We start from the raw sequence: 17490 nt of genomic DNA on the forward strand, positions 1-17490 counted from the left end.
AGCAATACTCGGGGTGTGTCCGAAGCCACTGTTGACGTCGCAGACCTCCGACACCACGGTGCACCCGACACCGGTGACCGCGCGGACGATGAGCCGCTGCGCGAGGACATCCGGCTCCTGGGGCGCGTCCTCGGCGAGGTGATCGGCGAGCAGGCCGGCCCCGAGGTGCTGGAGCTGGTCGAGTCCACCCGCGTGGAGGCCTTCCGCATCCGACGCTCGGAGGTCGACCGGGCCGAGCTCGCCCGCCGGCTCGCCGACCTGGACGTCCGCTCCGCCAACCACGTCATCCGGGCGTTCAGCCACTTCTCGCTGCTGGCCAACCTCGCCGAGGACATCCACCACGAGCGCCGCCGCCGGCACCACCGCCGCGCCGGCTCCCCGCCGCAGCAGGGCAGCCTCGCGGCGTCGTTCGTCCTGCTGGACCAGGCGGACATCCCGGTCGAGACCGTGGCCCGCGAGCTCGCCGGGGCCCTCGTCTGCCCGGTGGTCACCGCCCACCCCACCGAGGTCCGACGCAAGACCGTGTTCCAGGTGCAGCGGCAGGTGACCCAGCTGATCCGGGAACGGGACCGCGCCGGCGGCGACGTCGACCCGGCGTGGTCGGCGCAGCTGTGGCGCGCGGTGCTCACCCTCTGGCAGACGGCGCTGCTGCGGCTGTCCCGGCTGCGGCTGACCGACGAGATCGACGAGGCGCTGCGCTACTACGAGCTCTCCCTGTTCGAGGTCGTGCCGGCGATCAACGCCGAGGTGCGGCGGGCGGTCGAGCAGCGGTGGCCCGGGGCCGGGGTGCTGCGCCGGCCGATGCTGCTGCCGGGGTCCTGGATCGGTGGTGACCGCGACGGCAACCCGTTCGTCACGGGCGAGGCGCTGCGCCGGGCCACGTCCCGGCAGGCGGAGACGGCCCTGAGCCACCACCTGGCCGAGCTCGCGGCGCTGCGCAGCGAGCTGTCGATGTCCGACCGGCTGGTCACGCCCACGCCGCAGCTCTACGCACTGGCCGACGCCTCCGGCGACGACTCCCCGTTCCGGGCCGACGAGCCGTACCGGCGGGCGCTCAGCGGCATCTCGGCGCGGCTGGCGGCCACCGCCGCCCGGGTTCCGGGGGTCGTGCCGGGGGACGCGGGGTCCCTGCCCGCGCTGCCGCCCTACGCGACGCCCGACGAGCTGCGGGCCGACCTCGACGTCGTCGACGCGTCGCTGCGCAGCCACGGGGCCGGGGCGCTGGCCGACGACCGGCTGCTGCGGTTGCGGGAGGCCGTGGAGGTCTTCGGGTTCCACCTGTGCGGGCTGGACCTGCGGCAGAACTCGTCGGTGCACGAGCAGGTGGTCGGCGAGCTGCTGGCCTGGGCCGGGGTGTGCGACGACTACACCGCGCTCGACGAGACCGCCCGGGTGGAGCTGCTCGCCGGGGAGCTGACGCTGCGACGTCCGCTGGTGCGTCCCGACGCGCAGCTGTCGGAGGAGGCGCGCAAGGAGCTCGACGTGCTCGTGGCCGCGGCCGAGCGGGTCGCGCTGCTGGGCCCGCGGACCATCCCGAACTACGTCATCAGCATGTGCGAGTCGGTCAGCGACGTGCTGGAGGTCGCCGTCCTGCTCAAGGAGGTCGGCCTGCTCGACCCGGCCGGACCGGAGGGGCCCACCTGCCCGGTCGGCATCTCCCCGCTGTTCGAGACGATCACCGACCTGCAGAACGCCGCCACGACGCTCGGGGCGGTGCTCGACCAGCCGCTGTACCGGGCCCTGCTGGCCAACCGGGGCGACGTGCAGGAGGTCATGCTCGGGTACTCCGACAGCAACAAGGACGGCGGCTACCTCGCCGCCAACTGGGCGCTGTACCGGGCCGAGCTCGACCTGGTGGAGCTCGCGCGCCGCGAGGGGATCCGGCTGCGGCTGTTCCACGGCCGCGGGGGCACCGTCGGCCGAGGCGGCGGCCCGAGCTACGAGGCGATCCGAGCGCAGCCCCCGGGCGCGGTGGCCGGGGCGTTGCGGATCACCGAGCAGGGCGAGGTGATCGCCGCGAAGTACGCCGACCCCGACCTCGCCCGGCGCAACCTCGAGGCGCTCGTCGCCGCCACCCTGGAGTCGACGTTGCTCGACGTCGAAGGCCTCGGCGCCGACGCCGAGGACGCCTACGCCGTGCTCGACGACCTCGCCGCCCGCGCGCAGCGGGCCTACCGGGAGCTGGTGCACGAGACGCCCGGTTTCGTGGAGTGGTTCCGGGCGGCCACCCCGATCGGTGAGCTGGCCGAGCTCAACATCGGCAGCAGGCCACCGTCGCGCAAGGCGGGCAACTCCATCGCCGACCTGCGGGCGATCCCGTGGGTGTTCAGCTGGTCGCAGACACGGATCATGCTGCCCGGCTGGTACGGCACCGGATCGGCGCTGGAGGAGTGGGTCGGGGGCTCCGCGGAGCGGCTGGAGCGGCTGCGCGAGCTGCACCGGCGGTGGCCGTTCTTCCGCACCGTGCTGTCCAACATGGGCATGGTGCTGGCCAAGACCGACCTGGAGCTCGCGGCCCGGTACGCCGAGCTGGTGCCCGACGGGGAGCTGCGGGCGCGGGTGTTCGACCGCATCACCGCCGAGCACGAGCGGACCTGCCGGATGGCGCTGGCCGTCACCGGCGACGACGACCTGCTCGCCGACAACCCGTCGCTGGCCCGGTCGATCCGGAACCGGTTCCCCTACCTGGAGCCGCTGCACCACCTGCAGGTGGAGATGCTGCGGCGCCGGCGGAGCGGCGAGGACGACGAGCTCACCAGCCGCAACATCCAGCTGACCATCAACGGCATCGCCACCGCGCTGCGCAACAGTGGCTGAGCCGGGGCTGCGCACCGCGGCCAGCTCGGACCTGCCGGCCGCGGCGGAGGGGCTGGGGATGTCGGCGGCCGCGCTGGCCCCGGCCCTGCTCGACCCCTGGGCGCGGGTGCTGGTCGGGGACGAGGGGCAGGTGGTGCTGGTCCGCCGGCAGTGGACCGACGACGCCACCACCGCGGCCGTGGTCGTGCGCCGGGCAGGGGTGCCGATGGACCACCCCGTCGTGCTCGCCGCCGCGGCGGGGTGGGGGTGCGACCGCGTACGGCACCTCGCGACCGGCCGGGCGATCGACGTGCCGGTTCCACCGGCCGACGCCCCCCTGCCGCTGCGCTTCGCCCACCTGGCGGCGCTCGCGGCCACGCGGGTGGAGACCGCGGTGGCGCTCGCCCACGGCACCGGGGGGACGCGGACCAAGCGGGACGGGAGCCTCGCGCTGGCCGCCGATGCCGCCGCCCACGCCGCCGCCGTCGAGGTCCTCGGAGCGCTGGGCGTGCCGGTGCTCAGCGAGGAGAGCCGCGACACCGGGGTGGCCCCCGGCCGGCCCTGGGTGGTGCTCGACCCGCTCGACGGCACCGGCAACTTCGCCGCCGGCCTGCCGCCGTGGGCCTTCTCGGCCGCGCTGGTGCAGGAGGGCAGGCCGGTCGCCGGGCTGGTCGCCGACCTCTCCTCGGGCCGGCGGTGGGCGGCGGTCGAGGGGCACGGGGCGGTCCGGGACGGGGTGCCGGTGCGCACCCGGCCCGGTGGCACCGTCGTCGTCCCCAGCGGGCCGCGGGGCGGCGCGGTCGCGGTGCCGGTGACCGCCCGCCGGGTGCGGATCACCGGGTGCACCGCCGTCGACCTGTGCCTGGTGGCCGACGGCGCGGCCGCGGCCTGGCACGACCTGGACCGCAGCGGCACGCACGTCCACGACGTCGCCGGTGGGCTGGCGGTGCTGGCCGCCGCGGGGGGCGCCGTCCTCACCGACGCGGGGGAGCCCCTCGAGCTGGCACCCGACACGGACGCGCTGATCCGGTTCGTGGCCGCCGCCGACGAGACGGCGGCCCGCGAGCTGCTGGCCGCGCTGCGCTGATTCAGCGCTGACGGGCGGCGGCCTCCCGAACGGCGGCCAGCAGCGCCTCCCGCTCGTGCAGGGTCGTCCGGGCCCGGCCGCGGCTGGCACCCAGCGCCTGCTCGGCGGCGTCGATCGCCCGCCAGTCCTCCAACAGCACCGGTTCGGCCCCGCGGCTCTGCAGCGTGCGCACCAGGTCGTCGGCCGGGCCACGCACCCGCAGCGTGCCGTCGGCGGCGTCGGCCAGCAGGCCTGCGATGGTCTCCCGGGCGTCGTGCTTGTTGTGCCCGACCACCCCGGTGGGGCCGCGCTTGATCCAGCCGGCCACGTACTCCCCGGCCGACGGCCGCCCGTCGCGCAGCACCCGTCCCACGCCGTCGTGGATGACGGTGCCGGTGCGCTCGTCGACCGGCAGCCCGGGCAGCGGGGTGCCGAGGTACCCCACCGACCGCACCACCAGGTCGGCGGGCAGCACCTCGAACTGCCCGGTGCCGATCGCCCGGCCGTCGCCGTCGACGGCGGTGCGCTCCACCTCGACGCCCGTCACCCGGTCGGTGCCCAGCAGCCGCACCGGGCGGGTGTAGAAGCGCAGCCGCAGCCGGGTGCGACCGGGGGCGGGCACGTGGCCGGACCACTCGCGGAGGACGGCGAGGTTGCGGCTGGCGTTGCGGTCGGCCGCGGCGCGGGCCTCGGTGTCGGCGTCCAGGTCGAGGTCAGCGGGGTCGACGAGCACGGTGGCCGCCGCCAGCTCCCCGAGCTCGCGCAGTTCCTGGGTGGTGAAGGTGGCCTGCGCCGGACCGCGGCGGCCGAGCACCGTCACCTCCTCGACGGGTGCGGCGGCGAGGACGTCGATGACGTGCTGGGGCATGTCGGTGGGGTCCAGCTCCTCGGCGGTCCGGGCGAGGATCCGCCCGACGTCGAGCGCGACGTTGCCCACCCCGACGACCACGGCGTGCCGGACGCCGGCCAGGGCCGCCTCCACGGTCGCGCGGTCGGCGTCGGGGTGCCCGGTGTACCAGGCCACGAGGTCGGTGGCGGCCAGGCTGCCGGGGAGCTCCTCGCCCTCGATGCCCAGGCGCCGGTCGAGGGCCGCGCCGTAGGTGTAGACGACGGCGTCGACGTGGGCGCGCAGCTCGGCAAGGGAGAGCTCGGTGCCCACCTCGACGTTGCCGACGAACCGCACCAGCGGGTGGTCCAGGCTGCGGTGCAGGGTGTCCCGGATCGCCCGCATCTTCGGGTGGTCCGGGGCGATGCCGTGGCGGACCAGCCCGAAGGGGGTGGGCAGCCGGTCGAGCAGGTCGACGGCGACGGGGACCGCGCTCTGCCGGGTCAGGGCGTCGGCGGCGTAGATGCCGGCCGGACCGGCCCCGACGACCGCCACCCGCAGCGGGTGCTCAGCGGTCGGGGGAGGAGGAGCGCCGTCGTCGACCACCCTGGCATCCTGACCCGGCCGGGGCCGCGCCACCAGGGCAACCGTCCGGGCCGTTGTCGTCCCCCCGTCCCAGGAGGTCTGCGTGTCCGTTGTCGTCGTCGCCACCATCACCCCGAAGTCCGAGGCGGTGGACGCCGTCCGGGAGGCGATCCTCGCCGCCGTGCCGAAGGTGCACGCCGAGCCCGGCTGCGAGCTGTACGCGCTGCACGAGGGGGACGGGGTGTTCGTCATGGTGGAGCGGTGGGAGAGCCCCGAGGCGCTGCGCACCCATGGCAAGGCCGAGGCGCTGACCACCCTGGGCGCGGCGCTGGCCGACAAGCTCGCCGCGCCGCTGGACGTGCGCCGGCTGACCGCCGTCCCGGCGGGGGAGCCGGGCAAGGGCGCGCTCTGACGTCGAGCGAGCTCAGCGGCAGGCGTGGTCGTGGTCGAGCTCGCCCGGGACGTACTGGGTGAGCTCGATCTCCCCGTCGGGGACCAGCGGCGGCTTCCCGCAGGCCGCCACGGCCCCGATCCGGGTGGTGGCGCCGGCCAGCCAGCTGGGCAGCCCGGCCAGCGGGCTCTCCTCCGGGACCTCGCCGACGATGCGGCCCCACTGGTAGCCGGTGGAGTAGACGCCGACCCGTGCGCCCCGCCCGGTCAGGTACTCGGTCATGCCCTCGAGCGCGGCCCGGTTGCGGGCCCGCGCGTCGGAGGACCCGCTCTGCCAGGTGTTCATGGTCTCGACGTCCAGCCACCACGTGTAGCCCGCCGGCTGGCTGCCCAGCCCTGCGGCGCGGGCGGCGGGGCGGAAGAACGACTGCACGCTCGCGCGCGCCCGCTCCCAGCCGTACTGCCACGAGCACGCCGTCGAGTTGCCGCCGTCGCAGCGCCCGTAGGGCGTGCTGCCCGCCTCGGGCCAGGTGGTGACCTGCTCGCGCAGCTCGCCGGGGTTGGCGGTGTTGAGGTACAGCTGCACCCGCGGCTGGCCGGCCGCACCCGAGGAGCCGGCGGCCCACTCCATCTGGTCGGCGAGGCAGGGGTTGGCCCGGGTGGCGAGCCCGCCGTTGACCCCGACCACGGCGAACGCGGCGTCCTCGGGGAGCTCGGTGCCGCACTGCGGGTGGGAGACGTCGTAGCCGACGGTGCGCGTCGGGCCGGCGGTCTCGACGGGTGCGGCGGAGGCGGTCGCGGGCAGACCGAGGAGCGCCCCCACCGCGGCGAGGGCCACCATCGTGCATGATCTGCGTCTCACTGCCCTCGACGGTACGCGCGGCCGAGCGGCACCCGCCGGTACCGGTCAGGTCGCCTGGCAGACGGGGCACCAGTAGAGGTTGCGCCCCACCAGGACCTGGGTGCGGATGGCGGTCCCGCAGATCCGGCAGGGCAGGTCGGTGCGCCGGTAGACGTAGTGGGCGTCTTCGCGGGTCACCGCACCGCTGCGCCGGGAGCGGTCCTCGGGGCGGGTGGTCACGATGCGGCCCATCCGGACGCCGGAGCGCATGAGGGTCACCAGGTCCCGCCACATGCCGGCCCACAGCGCGGCGTCGATCTGCCGGCCGGGCCGGAACGGTGAGACCCGGTGCCGGAACAGCAGCTCCGCGCGGTACACGTTGCCGACGCCCGCCAGCACCGACTGGTCCATGAGCAAGGCCCCGACCGCCGTGCGGCTGCCCGCGATGCGCCGGTGGGCGACCGTCCCGTCGGCGCGGGGCCGCAGCGGGTCCGGCCCCAGGCGACCCAGGATCCGCTCGACCTCCGGGGCGGTGAGCACCTCGCAGGCGGTGGGACCGCGCAGGTCGCCCCATGCCCCGGCGCCGTCCGGCCCGTCGCCGACCCAGCGCATGCGCAGCGCGCCCTTGGCCGGGGGTGGCCTGCCGGTGCCGGTGAGGAAGGTGCCGTACAGCCCGAGGTGGACGTGCAGGTGGTCGCCGCCGAAGCGGGCGAACAGGTGCTTGCCGTAGGAGAACACCTCGTCGAGCACCCGCCCGTCGAGGAGGGCGGCGCCGGCCTCGAACCGGCCCTGGGGGCTGGTCACGTGCACCGGGCGGCCGGCGAACGGCAGCTCGAGCTGCCGCGCCAGGCGGTACAGGGTGTGGCCTTCGGGCACCCGCGCAGCGTAGGTGGCGCCGCGCGTCACCTGCTCAGTGGTCGGCGGTCTCCAGGCCGAAGTGCGGCCGGTCCTCGACCGCGACGAGGTCGACCAGTTCGGGGTGCTGCTGGATGTAGTGGCGGACGAAGGAGCAGTACGGCAGCACGGTCAGCCCCCGCTCGCGGGCCGCGGAGAGGACCCCGGCGACGAGCGCCTTCCCGATGCCCTGACCGCCCATGGCGGGATCCACCTCGGTGTGCGGGAGGGTCATCTGCCCGTGCTCGACGTGGTAGCTGGCAAGTCCGACGACGCGCTCGCCCTGCCGGATCTCGAACCGACCCCGCTCGGGGACGTCGACCACCGTGGTCTCCATCGCTGCGGCCCACCTCTCTGACCCCGGCCACGCTGCCGGAGCTCGTTTCGACCCCAGCACGGTAACCCGCTGGAGGCGTTCGCTCTCTCAGCCGTACCGACGAGTCGGGTCCCGCCGGGGTTCCCTCGGCCACCCGATAGCCTGCTGGCGTTGGTCCCGGGGCAGCTGGTGCCGCGCCGTGGCCCCCGTAGCTCAGGGGATAGAGCATCGGTTTCCTAAACCGTGTGTCGCAGGTTCGAATCCTGCCGGGGGCACCAGCTGGACCTGTGGCCGGCGGTCCCGTGCTGCACCGTCGTCCTGGGCGCCGGCCGGTCGAAGCCGGCCTCCTGTCCCGACGATGCAGCCGTCACGTGGCCATGGGGATCCGGCCCGCACCGTGTCCGGCGATCGCCACCGGTCCCGGGGACCGCCGCCGACGAGGGAAGCGGGGCGGTGGTCGGCCCCGCCCGCACGTCCATGACAGCTTCGTGTCAGGCGTCCAAAAGGCTTGTCCCGGCCCGGTGGTGGCTGGCTATCGTGCCGGGACGGGCAGCGGCGGCCGGTACGCCACGGCGCGCCGGTGCCGGAGGACCACGAGACGCGGTCGCCGCGTGCCGGCTGCGGGACGGGACTGTCGATGAGCTGGCACCTGCGGACGTTCCTGGCGATGTTGCTCGCGCTGACCACCGCGGGCATGCTGCCCGCGGCGCCGGCGCAGGCCCAACAGGCCATCACCTACACCATCACGGCCCAGGGCACCGTCTACGGCGACCTGGACCACTTCGCCGGCGTCGCCTCGGAGACGCTCAACGACCCACGGGGCTGGAGCCTCGGCGGCGCCCTCCGCTTCGACCAGGTGCAGTCCGGAGGGAACTTCAGCCTCATCCTGGCCTCGCCGGCCGTGGTCGCTGCTGCTGCTCCCGGCTGCAGCAGCGAGTGGAGCTGCCGGGTGGGCCGCAACGTCTACATCAACGACGAGCGGTGGCGCGGCGGCACGGACTCGTGGCCGCACGGGCTGGACCTGTACCAGCGGTACGTGATCCTGCACGAGGTGGGGCACTGGCTGGGTCTCGGTCACCAGGACTGCCCCACGCCCGGCCGCACCGCCTGGGTCATGCAGCAGCAGTCGATCTCCCTGCAGGGTTGCCGGGCCAACGTCTGGCCGGTCATCGCCGAGCGCCAGCAGGCGGCGGACAACCGCGGTGTGTCGGTGAACTGGTCGGCCATCGAGGCCAGGTACCGGGACCTCGGGCAGGAGGGGGGCGTGCTGGGTCCCCCGATCACCTGGGAGAGGTACGCCGGGGCCGACGGCGGGTCCTACCAGCACTTCGCCGGTGGTTACGGCGGTGGCTCGATCTACTGGTCGGCGAACACGGGCGCGCACGAGATCTACGGGGAGATCCGGGACCGCTGGGAGGAGCTGGGCTGGGAGCGCGGCGTGCTGGGCTACCCGATCACCGGGGAGCGCAGCACCGCGGACGGCGTGGGCCGGTACAACGCCTTCGCCGGGGGTTACGGCGGTGGCTCGATCCACTGGTCGCCGAGCACCGGTGCGCACGAGACGTACGGGGAGATCCGGGACCGCTGGGAGGAGCTGGGCTGGGAGCAGGGTGTGCTGGGCTACCCGATCACCGGGGAGCGCAGCACCGCGGACGGCGTGGGCCGGTACAACGCCTTCGCCGGGGGTTACGGCGGTGGCTCGATCCACTGGTCGCCGAGCACCGGTGCGCATGAGACGTACGGGGAGATCCGGGACCGCTGGGAGGAGCTGGGCTGGGAGCAGGGTGTGCTGGGCTACCCGATCACCGGGGAGCGCAGCACCGCGGACGGCGTTGGCCGGTACAACGCCTTCGCCGGGGGTTACGGCGGTGGCTCGATCCACTGGTCGCCGAGCACCGGTGCGCACGAGACGTACGGGGAGATCCGGGACCGCTGGGAGGAGCTGGGCTGGGAGCAGGGCGTGCTGGGCTACCCGATCACCGGGGAGCTCGGGACCGCGGACGGTGAGGGCCGGTACAACCACTTCGCCGGGGGCTACGGCGGCGGCTCGATCTACTGGTCGCCGAGCACGGGGGCGCATGAGGTGTACGGGGAGATCCGGGACCGCTGGGAGCGCTCGGGCTGGGAGATGGGGCCGCTGGGCTACCCGGTCAGCGGGGAGTACGACGTGCCCGGCGGTCGGCGCAGCGACTTCCAGAACGGCTACATCACCTGGGACCGCGCCACCAACATGACGGAGCTGGTGGTCACGGACTGACGGCGCGCCACCCGCGCCCTGGGCCCGCGGCTGCGGCGTCCCTGTTCCCGCAGTCCGCGGGATCCGGGACTCCCGCAGTCCGCGGGATCCGGGACGGCCGGCGGCACGATGGCACCGCGCCGCGACGGGCGACCACCGCATCGGTCGGCTCCGCACGGGACCGGGGGCGCAGCCGCTCGGTGGCGTCTGCCGGCCCAGGCCCGTGCCGGCAGACGGTGTGGTGCTCAAGCAGTGCGTTCACCCGGTCGATGGAGGTCACGTCAGGTCGTCACCGAACGTGAGCGGAGCAACCAGCGTGTCCATCCCCAGTGCCGGCGTCACCCGGGTTCTCGTCCTCGCCGACGCACCCGTCCTGCGCCGAGGTCTCGTCGGCATGATCGACGAGACCGCCGGCATGCAGGTCGTCGGTGCGCCGGGGGAGCCCCGCCGCGCCCTGGTGCTGGCCGAGTCCGCCCGCCCGGATGCCGTGGTCGTGGAGCTCGGCTCCGGCCGCAGCGCCACGCTGACCGCCTGCCGTGACCTGCGTCGTCGCTTCCCGCGGACGGCGATCGTCGCCGTGGCCACCTCCGAGGACGCCGCCGTGGTCAACGAGGCGCTGGCCGCCGGCATCCGCGGCTACCTGCTGATGAACACCTCCGCGACACTGCTGGGCTGGGCGATCCTGGCCGCCCGCGCCGGGCGCACCGTCGTCGACCCGCAGATCCGCCGGGTCGAGGGCGGTTCCGCGCCGGTGGGCCGCGAGCTGACCCCCGAGGTGCCGCTGACCCGCCGCGAGTCCGACGTGCTCGACGAGCTGGTCCTGGGCCAGTCGAACCGGAAGATCGGCGAGAACCTCTTCATCTCCGAGGACACCGTGAAGTCCCACGTCAAGGCCATCCTGCGCAAGCTCGGTGCCCGCGACCGGGCGCACGCGGTCTCCCTGGTCCTGTCGGCCCGCAACGGCTGCACCTGCGGCGCGCACACGTTGACCGCCACCCCCGCTGAGATCTGAGATCGACGCGTCTTCGACTCAACGGAACCAGTTAGTCTCGGGCGGTGAGCTCCATGCAGGGCTACGGGCCCGACCACACGACGTCGTCCGGCTTCAGCCTGCACCACGTGCTGCTGGCGATTCCACCGGGCAGCGAGGAGCGATGTCGTTCCTTCTACGTGGATCTCCTCGGCATGATCGAGCTGACCAAGCCGCCGGCCCTGGCCGCCAAGGGCGGCCTCTGGGTCCGCGCCGACGGCCTGGAGCTGCACCTCGGGGTAGAGGTCGACTTCCGGCCCGCCCGGAAGGCTCACCCCGGCATCCGGGTGGCCGACGTGGAGGCGCTCGCCGCCCGTCTGGCAGCGGCCGGCGTCCCTCTCGTCCGAGACGACACCGACTTCCCTGGCCACCGCCGCATCTACGCCGAGGACCCCGTCGGCAACCGGCTGGAGTTCATCCAACGGGACGCATCCGTCCCGGCGTGGTGACCCACCGCGTCGGGAAGCGGGTCGCCGCCGGGCAGCTGCCGCAGGCTGCCGACGGCTGAGGTCCGACCGGGCGGCGCGCACGGGGTTACCGTGCTGGGCATGGGCGGCGTCCTGGCGGCTGCACTGCTGCTCCTGCTGCTGGCCGGGATCGTCGTCTGGATCGTCTCGACGCCTCAGCCGTGGCCGGCCGCCGGCCGGCTGCTGCCCGCGCGCGAACGGGAGTGGCGGGCGCGGGCGGTCGCCGCAGCGCACTGGCACGCCGCCCACGACGAGGTGGACGGGATGACGCGGGTGCTGCTGCGCCGCAGCTGTCCGGGTCCCGACGGGCACCCGGAGGTGCTCGAGGATCGGGTGTTCGACAGCTTCCCGGCGGACGACCCGATGTGGGAGGCACGCTTCACCGAGGCGATGGCCGGCGCCCGCTTCCGCTGCTCCTACCTCAACACCGAGGAGGGGGAGGCGTAGCCGGTCGGCCGGCGGGCAGGATGGGTGCATGGGTCAGGTCGTCGCCACCACCGAACGTGTCCTGCGCGCACCGGCGGACGTCGTCCGCGCCGCGCTCGCCGATTACGCCGTCACCCGTCCCGCGGTGCTCCCCGAGCAGTACAGCGAGTACCGCGTGGACGCCGGCGGCCAGGGCGCCGGCACGAAGGTGCACTGGCGCCTGCAGGCCACCTCCAAGCGGGTGCGCGAGCAGGACGTCGTCGTCACCGAGACCTCCGACGGGGCGCTCGTGGAGACCGACACCAACTCCAGCATGGTGACCACCTGGACCGTCTCCGCCGCCGACGCGGGGGTCAGCACGGTCCGGGCCCGCACCACGTGGACCGGTGCCACCGGCATCGGTGGGTTCTTCGAGCGCACCTTCGCCCCCAAGGGCCTGGCCCGCATCCAGGACGCGATGCTGGCCCGGCTCGAGGAAGCGGTCGCCGCCGGCTGAGCCCCGAACCGCCGTCCGTCAGGACGACGCGTGGTCACCGCCGGGCCATCGGTAGCCGGCCGCCCCGATCCGGCGGGCCAGCTGGTCCCGCAGCCGGGCGTGCTCCCCGGTCAGCGCGGCGAGCTGCGCCGGGTCGACCCGCAGCCCGGCCCGGCCGATCTCCGCGGCGTCCAGCGGCGGCGCCGCCCGGGTGCGCTGGCTCCCGGTCGCGGGGGCGTGGTCGACGTACTGCTGCACGGAGGAGACGACCGACCGGCGCAGCCCGGTGGGGAGCCGGCCGGCCGGGTCGGCCGCCGACGACAGCACCAGGGTCGCGTCGAGCAGCACCGCGACGGCGGGGGCGGTGCCGAGCTCGGGCGTCCGCGGCCGGTAGGCGTGCAGCAGCGGGTACGCCCGGTGCTGCTGCCCCAGCGTCGCCAAGGCCGCGGACAGCGACGACAGGGGCACCACCGCCGGGAGCGCCGTCCCCGCCGCGACCAGGCCCGCGGCCATCTCCGTGCCGGTGTTCCCGAACCCGGTGATCTGCGAGGCGAAGCTCCGCTTGCCGACCACGGCGGAGATCACCGAGGTCAGGTAGGAGACGCCCAGCGTGATGAGCAGCATCCCGCTGAGCGCGGCGGCCATGGTGGCCAGCTGGAAGCCGGCCCCGGCGGGCTGGTAGCCGCCGTTGCCCAGGGTGGCGACGTTGTAGCCGGCGAAGTAGAACCGTTCCCAGACCGACGCCGGCGCCCCGCTCGACGCGCCGACGACCGCGTCCTCGTCACCGAGGAAGACCAGCGACCAGCCGAGCCAGAGCAGGCTGAACCAGGCGCCGAGGGTCGCTGCGACGAGGACGACGCCGGGGCCGCCCACGAAGCGCGCCGGAGGCGCCTCCGCCACCGCCGGTCGCCGGGCCAGCCGCCACACCGCGTCGGTGATCAGCCGGGTCAGCGGGCCCGGGCCACTGGCCACCGCCAGCGTCGTCCGCGCCTCGTCGACGACCGCGAACGCGACGATCGCCAGGCCGATGACGTCCCACCACCACCCGGTCACGCGGTGCTCCGGCGGCGTGCGGGCCCGCGGCGGTCGATGGTCCGGGTGGTCGGCGTGGGGACGACGGTCGGCCTCCTCGATCGGGCCGGCGGCGCATCCGCCGCTCGGCAGGGACGATGGCGGGGTGACCGTAGCGACCTCCACCGTCGAGGGCCTCCCCGAGCTCGCCGGCCTGCTCGGCGACGGCGGGACCGTCGTCCTCTCCGGCGCCGGGTTGTCCACCGACTCCGGCATCCCCGACTACCGGGGGGCCACCGGGTCGCTGCGCCGGCACACCCCGATGACGTACCAGACGTTCACCCGCGACCCCCGCGGACGGCACCGCTACTGGGCGCGCAGCTTCGTCGGCTGGCGGCAGATCGCCGGGGCGCGGCCCAATGCCGGGCACCGGGCCGTCGCCGCGCTGCAGCGGGCCGGTGCGGTGGCCGAGGTGATCACCCAGAACGTCGACGGGCTGCACCAGGCCGGCGGGGCGCGCGACGTCCTGGAGCTGCACGGCGGGCTGGACCGCACCGTCTGCCTGGCCTGCGGGGACGTCGCCTCCCGCGCCGACCTCGACGTGCGGCTGCGGGCGGCCAATCCCGGGTTCCGCCCCGAGCCGGTCGACGAGGTCAACCCCGACGGCGACGCGGAGCTGCCCGACGAGGCGCTCGACGGGTTCGTGATGGTCGGCTGTCTGGCGTGCGGGGGCGGCCCGCTCAAGCCCGACGTCGTGTTCTTCGGCGAGACGGTGCCGCGGGACCGGGTCGATGCCTGCTTCGCGCTGGTCGACGACGCGCGGGCGCTGCTGGTGCTCGGCTCGTCGTTGACCGTGATGAGCGGCTACCGGTTCGTCATCCACGCCGCCAAGCGGGGGATCCCCGTCGCCATCGTGAACTCCGGGCCCACCCGGGGCGATGCGAAGGCGACGCTCAAGGTCGACGCTCCGCTGGGCGTGGTCCTGCCCGAGCTGGCCGGCCGGCTGGGATGAGCCGGTCGACGGCGCTGCGGCCGCTCGGCGGTTGAGAAAGGACCTCCCTGCCCCCACTGCTCGCAGGCTCGCAGCGGGCCCCTACAGGAGGCCGACCAGGACCGAAGATTCACCACCTGCTCGGAGGGGCAGGAACCGCCGCGATGCAGACCTTCGTGCCGGTGGCCGACTTCGAGGAGAGCGCGCGGCTGCTCGACTCGCCGCGGCTGGGCAAGCAGCGCGTGGAGACGCTGCAGATCCTGCGCGCGCTCGAGCTGCCCGACTACGGCTGGGCCAGCCACCCCGTCGTCGCGATGTGGCGCGGCCGGACACCGGCGCTGGTCGCCTACGGCCTGGCCATGGTCCGGGTCTGGCGCGAGCGCGGCTTCGCCGACACCACCGAGACGCTGATCGGTGAGTTCGCGCCCGACGTGGTCGGCGTGCCGCAGGCGGAGCTGGCGGCGGCCGGGCTCCTGCCCTCCTGGGTGGGCGACGAGGCGCTGCACCGCTCGCACCGGTCGAACCTGATCGCCAAGGACCCGGAGTTCTACCGGGCCCGCTTCACCGAGCTCTTCGGCCCCGAGCCCGACGACCTGCCCTACGTATGGCCGGGGCCGGACGACGTGCCCCCGACGCCGGAGCCCGACGGGGTGCGGGTGTGGGTGGTCCGGCCGCGCGCGCACAACGAGCTGGGCGCCTGCCTGGCGGCGGGCGTCGTCGGGCTCGGCGTCCAGTCGGGCATCGACGTCGACGCCACCGGGCTGGACCCCACCGAGCTGCGGGCGCTGTCCAAGGAGATCTCGGGTCGCCGCCCGGCCAAGGACCTGCGCCAGCTGTCGGCCTTCCTCGACGAGATGAGGCCCGGTGATCCGGTCGCGCTGCCGATCGAGCACGGCGCCGGGCTGCTCCTCGGCGAGGTGGTGGGGGAGTACCTGTTCCAGGGCCGGGAGCTGCTGCCGCACCGCCGCCCGGCCCGCTTCGACCGGGTGGTGCCGCGGGCGGCGGCCCGGCCGCCCGCGACCCTCCAGGACCCGCGTGCGCTGTTCCAGGTCGTGCTCGACCCGGCGGTGCTGGCCTAAGCGGGCAGCGGCACGTTCTGCAGCCGCACCTGCCCGCGGGCGACCAGCGCGCCGTCCTCCCGGGTGAGGGCGACCTGCCACAGCTGCTGGGTGCGCCCCTGCTGCACCGGCTCCGCGACGACGTCGTCGACCCGGCCGCCGGTCATCGGGCGGAGGAAGTCGGTGTTGTTGTTGACGCCGACGGCGAACTGCCTGCGGTCCCGCACCGCGAGGCTGGCCCCGATGCTGGCCGCCGACTCGACGACCGAGCAGTACAGCCCGCCGTGCACGACGCCCCACGGCGTGTGCTGGTCGGGCCCGAGATCGACGTGCCCGGTCACCCGCGTGCCGGTGGCCTCGGCGACGTCGAACCTCGTCGCCGAGACGAATGCGCCGGCCGCCGCCGTCGGGTCCACCGGGGGACCGCTCACGCGTCCCACACCAGGCAGAAGGGGTGGCCGACCGGGTCGGCGTAGACACGGAAGTCGCCCCCGCCGCCGGGCAGCTTCCGGGCGCCCAGGGCCAGCACCTTCGGCTCGGCCTTCTCGATGTCGGCGACCCGGACGTCGAGGTGGAACTGCTGCGGGCGCTCGGGGTCCGGCCAGTCCGGCGGCCGCAGGTCCGGCGCCTGCTGGAAGGCCAGCCGGTACCCCGCGCCGGTGACGACGACCCAGTCGTCCCCGGGCCCGCCCCGGCTGATCTGCATGCCGAGGAGGTCGGCGTAGAAGCCGGCCAGGGCGTGTGCGTCGGGCGCGTCGATCACGACGGAGTGCAGTTGACCGATCATGGCGCCATCCTGGCGCGCGCCCGGGCAGGCCGACAGCCGGGCCGGCCACGCCTCGCCGGTATCCCGCCACGGGACCCGGCTGCGGCGCGCCGACGCCGTGCCGCAGGATCGGGGCATGACCGACCCCGCTGCCCCTGTCCTCGGCTCGCTGCGCTGGCTGCCGGCCGCCGGGCGCCCCGACCTCCTGGCCCCGCCGGTCGCCGCCGCGCTGCCCGCGCTGGCCGGGCCGGCCTGGGTCGCGGAGATCGCCGAGGACCTCGCCGACACCGCCGCCTTCACCGACGCCTACGGGGTGCCGCTCGCCGCGTCGGCCAACTGCGTCGTCGTCGCCGCCCGCCGTGCCGGGGAGACGACGCTGGCCGCCTGCCTGGTTCTCGCCACCACCCGCGCCGACGTCAACGGGCTGGTGCGCCGGCACCTCGGCGCCCGCAAGGCGTCGTTCGCGCCGCAGGACGTCGCGGTGGCCGAGAGCGGCATGGCCTACGGGGGCATCACCCCGGTCGGGCTGCCCGACACCTGGCCGGTCCTCGTCGACGCGGCGGTGGCGGCGGCCGAGCTCGTGGTCGTCGGCTCGGGCACCCGCGGCGCCAAGCTCGCGGTGCCGGGTGCGGTGCTCGCCGCGCTCCCCGCAGCCGAGGTGCTCGAGGGGCTCGGCCAGCCGCTGCCCGCCGAGGCACCGGCCCGGCCGCCCGCGCGACCGCTGCGGCTGGACCGGGCGACGGACGACGGCGACGTGGGCTGGGGGGAGCGCCCGGCCGACGGCGCCGAGGCCGATCGGCGCTACCTCGAGGACCGGCCGCCGCACTGGGGCAGCGACTGATCAAGGGCCCTCCTGCTCCCCGCCACTCGCTGGCTCGCGGCGGGACCCTGCAGGAGGGCCGTTCCAGCCGGTCCCCACCTGCTGCGCGCGGAGCAGGTCCCGGATCTCGACCAGCAGGTCCAGCTCCGTCGGCCCGACGGGGCCGGGCTCCTCGCCGCGCGCCCGGCGGGCGAACAGCCGGTGCACCGGCAGGATGACCAGGAAGTAGACGATCGCGGCCGTCAGCACGAACGTGATCACCGTGCTGAGGAAGGCCCCCCAGGTGAACCGCTGACCGTCGACCACCAGCACGCCCCCGAACTCGCCCCCGCCGCCCAGCAGCTCGATGAGCGGCCGGAGGAACGAGTCGGCGAACGAGGTCACCACCGCGGTGAACGCCGAGCCGATGACCACGGCCACGGCCAGGTCGACGACGTTGCCGCGGAACAGGAAGTCCTTGAACCCGTTGAGCACCCGATCATCCAGCCACACCCGG

The 17490-nt window shown here is 75.0% G+C and carries 19 protein-coding genes and 1 tRNA gene; 12 read left to right on the forward strand and 8 right to left on the reverse strand.

Translation table 11 applies throughout. The features are described 5' to 3' along the window. Positions 1-15 precede the first annotated feature (15 nt). Both ppc and ACI8AG_RS03340 read left to right on the forward strand, forming a co-directional pair. Positions 16-2817, forward strand: a complete 2802-nt coding sequence (gene ppc, locus ACI8AG_RS03335; RefSeq protein ID WP_456595905.1) for a phosphoenolpyruvate carboxylase — start codon at positions 16-18, stop codon at positions 2815-2817. After that, the gene (locus tag ACI8AG_RS03340) at positions 2810-3883 is read left to right on the forward strand and encodes an inositol monophosphatase family protein (RefSeq protein WP_456595906.1); all 1074 of its coding nucleotides are present in this window, start codon (positions 2810-2812) and stop codon (positions 3881-3883) included. The genes ppc and ACI8AG_RS03340 overlap by 8 nt, the downstream gene beginning before the upstream one ends. Position 3884: 1 nt before the next feature. On the opposite strand, the gene ACI8AG_RS03345 is transcribed toward ACI8AG_RS03340, so the two are convergent. Beyond that, on the reverse strand, positions 3885-5294 hold the full coding sequence (locus ACI8AG_RS03345) for an FAD-dependent oxidoreductase (protein ID WP_456595907.1): 1410 nt from the start codon (positions 5292-5294) through the stop codon (positions 3885-3887). Between the two features lie 82 nt (positions 5295-5376). Between ACI8AG_RS03345 and ACI8AG_RS03350 the strand changes: the two genes are divergently transcribed. After that, a complete protein-coding gene (locus tag ACI8AG_RS03350) occupies positions 5377-5685 on the forward strand; it encodes a putative quinol monooxygenase (RefSeq protein ID WP_456595908.1) in 309 nt (102 codons plus the stop codon). Positions 5686-5697: 12 nt separating this feature from the next. Here the strand turns inward: ACI8AG_RS03350 and ACI8AG_RS03355 are convergent, their stop codons facing one another. Genes ACI8AG_RS03355 through ACI8AG_RS03365 form a run of 3 tightly spaced genes read right to left on the reverse strand, consistent with a single transcriptional unit; the run spans position 5698 to position 7795 of the window. Further along, positions 5698-6525: a hypothetical protein gene (locus ACI8AG_RS03355; RefSeq protein ID WP_456595909.1), complete on the reverse strand. Its 828-nt coding sequence runs from the start codon at positions 6523-6525 to the stop codon at positions 5698-5700. A 45-nt stretch (positions 6526-6570) separates the two neighbouring features. After that, entirely contained in the window at positions 6571-7380 is an 810-nt protein-coding gene (locus ACI8AG_RS03360) for an Fpg/Nei family DNA glycosylase (RefSeq protein WP_456595910.1), read from the reverse strand. A 34-nt stretch (positions 7381-7414) separates the two neighbouring features. Beyond that, a complete protein-coding gene (locus ACI8AG_RS03365) occupies positions 7415-7795 on the reverse strand; it encodes a GNAT family N-acetyltransferase (RefSeq protein ID WP_456588027.1) in 381 nt (126 codons plus the stop codon). 121 nt (positions 7796-7916) lie between these two features. On the opposite strand from ACI8AG_RS03365, the gene ACI8AG_RS03370 reads away from it, so the two are divergent. The 6 genes from ACI8AG_RS03370 to ACI8AG_RS03395 all read left to right on the forward strand — a co-directional run bounded on the left by ACI8AG_RS03370 (position 7917) and on the right by ACI8AG_RS03395 (position 12369). Then, positions 7917-7992: transfer RNA gene (locus ACI8AG_RS03370), tRNA-Arg, on the forward strand. Positions 7993-8351: 359 nt separating this feature from the next. Beyond that, positions 8352-9971 (forward strand): DUF3152 domain-containing protein, encoded by a 1620-nt coding sequence (locus ACI8AG_RS03375; RefSeq protein ID WP_456595911.1) that lies wholly within the window; start codon positions 8352-8354, stop codon positions 9969-9971. Between the two features lie 295 nt (positions 9972-10266). Beyond that, positions 10267-10962, forward strand: coding sequence for a LuxR C-terminal-related transcriptional regulator (locus tag ACI8AG_RS03380; RefSeq protein WP_456595912.1), 696 nt, complete (start codon positions 10267-10269; stop codon positions 10960-10962). Positions 10963-11015: 53 nt separating this feature from the next. Further along, positions 11016-11429, forward strand: coding sequence for a VOC family protein (locus ACI8AG_RS03385; RefSeq protein WP_456595953.1), 414 nt, complete (start codon positions 11016-11018; stop codon positions 11427-11429). Between the two features lie 99 nt (positions 11430-11528). Next, complete coding sequence (locus ACI8AG_RS03390) at positions 11529-11894, forward strand: hypothetical protein (protein WP_456595913.1); 366 nt, start codon at positions 11529-11531, stop codon at positions 11892-11894. Between the two features lie 28 nt (positions 11895-11922). Continuing rightward, on the forward strand, positions 11923-12369 hold the full coding sequence (locus tag ACI8AG_RS03395; protein ID WP_456590897.1) for an SRPBCC family protein: 447 nt from the start codon (positions 11923-11925) through the stop codon (positions 12367-12369). Between the two features lie 18 nt (positions 12370-12387). Here ACI8AG_RS03395 and ACI8AG_RS03400 read toward each other — a convergent pair whose 3' ends face one another. Further along, positions 12388-13401 carry an ion channel gene (locus ACI8AG_RS03400; protein WP_456595914.1) on the reverse strand — a complete coding sequence of 338 codons (1014 nt, stop codon included), beginning with the start codon at positions 13399-13401 and terminating at the stop codon, positions 12388-12390. Between the two features lie 124 nt (positions 13402-13525). Here ACI8AG_RS03400 and ACI8AG_RS03405 point away from each other — a divergent pair, with 124 nt between their 5' ends. Beyond that, positions 13526-14371 (forward strand): NAD-dependent protein deacetylase, encoded by an 846-nt coding sequence (locus ACI8AG_RS03405; RefSeq protein ID WP_456595915.1) that lies wholly within the window; start codon positions 13526-13528, stop codon positions 14369-14371. A gap of 143 nt (positions 14372-14514) precedes the next feature. Continuing rightward, the gene (locus tag ACI8AG_RS03410; protein WP_456595916.1) at positions 14515-15429 is read left to right on the forward strand and encodes an MSMEG_6728 family protein; all 915 of its coding nucleotides are present in this window, start codon (positions 14515-14517) and stop codon (positions 15427-15429) included. On the opposite strand, the gene ACI8AG_RS03415 is transcribed toward ACI8AG_RS03410, so the two are convergent. Together ACI8AG_RS03415 and ACI8AG_RS03420 are read right to left on the reverse strand one after the other, a co-directional pair. Further along, positions 15426-15839 carry a PaaI family thioesterase gene (locus ACI8AG_RS03415; protein ID WP_456595917.1) on the reverse strand — a complete coding sequence of 138 codons (414 nt, stop codon included), beginning with the start codon at positions 15837-15839 and terminating at the stop codon, positions 15426-15428. The two genes, ACI8AG_RS03410 and ACI8AG_RS03415, sit on opposite strands and share 4 nt — an antisense overlap. Then, complete coding sequence (locus tag ACI8AG_RS03420; protein ID WP_456595918.1) at positions 15836-16195, reverse strand: VOC family protein; 360 nt, start codon at positions 16193-16195, stop codon at positions 15836-15838. Before ACI8AG_RS03420 ends, ACI8AG_RS03415 begins: the two co-directional genes overlap by 4 nt. Before the next feature lie 115 nt (positions 16196-16310). Here ACI8AG_RS03420 and ACI8AG_RS03425 point away from each other — a divergent pair, with 115 nt between their 5' ends. Beyond that, positions 16311-17015 (forward strand): YbaK/EbsC family protein, encoded by a 705-nt coding sequence (locus tag ACI8AG_RS03425; RefSeq protein WP_456595919.1) that lies wholly within the window; start codon positions 16311-16313, stop codon positions 17013-17015. Here the strand turns inward: ACI8AG_RS03425 and mscL are convergent, their stop codons facing one another. Further along, on the reverse strand, positions 17016-17486 hold the full coding sequence (gene mscL, locus ACI8AG_RS03430; RefSeq protein WP_456595920.1) for a large conductance mechanosensitive channel protein MscL: 471 nt from the start codon (positions 17484-17486) through the stop codon (positions 17016-17018). Positions 17487-17490: the final 4 nt, after the last annotated feature.

This window comes from Blastococcus sp. SYSU DS0552, assembly GCF_054050815.1.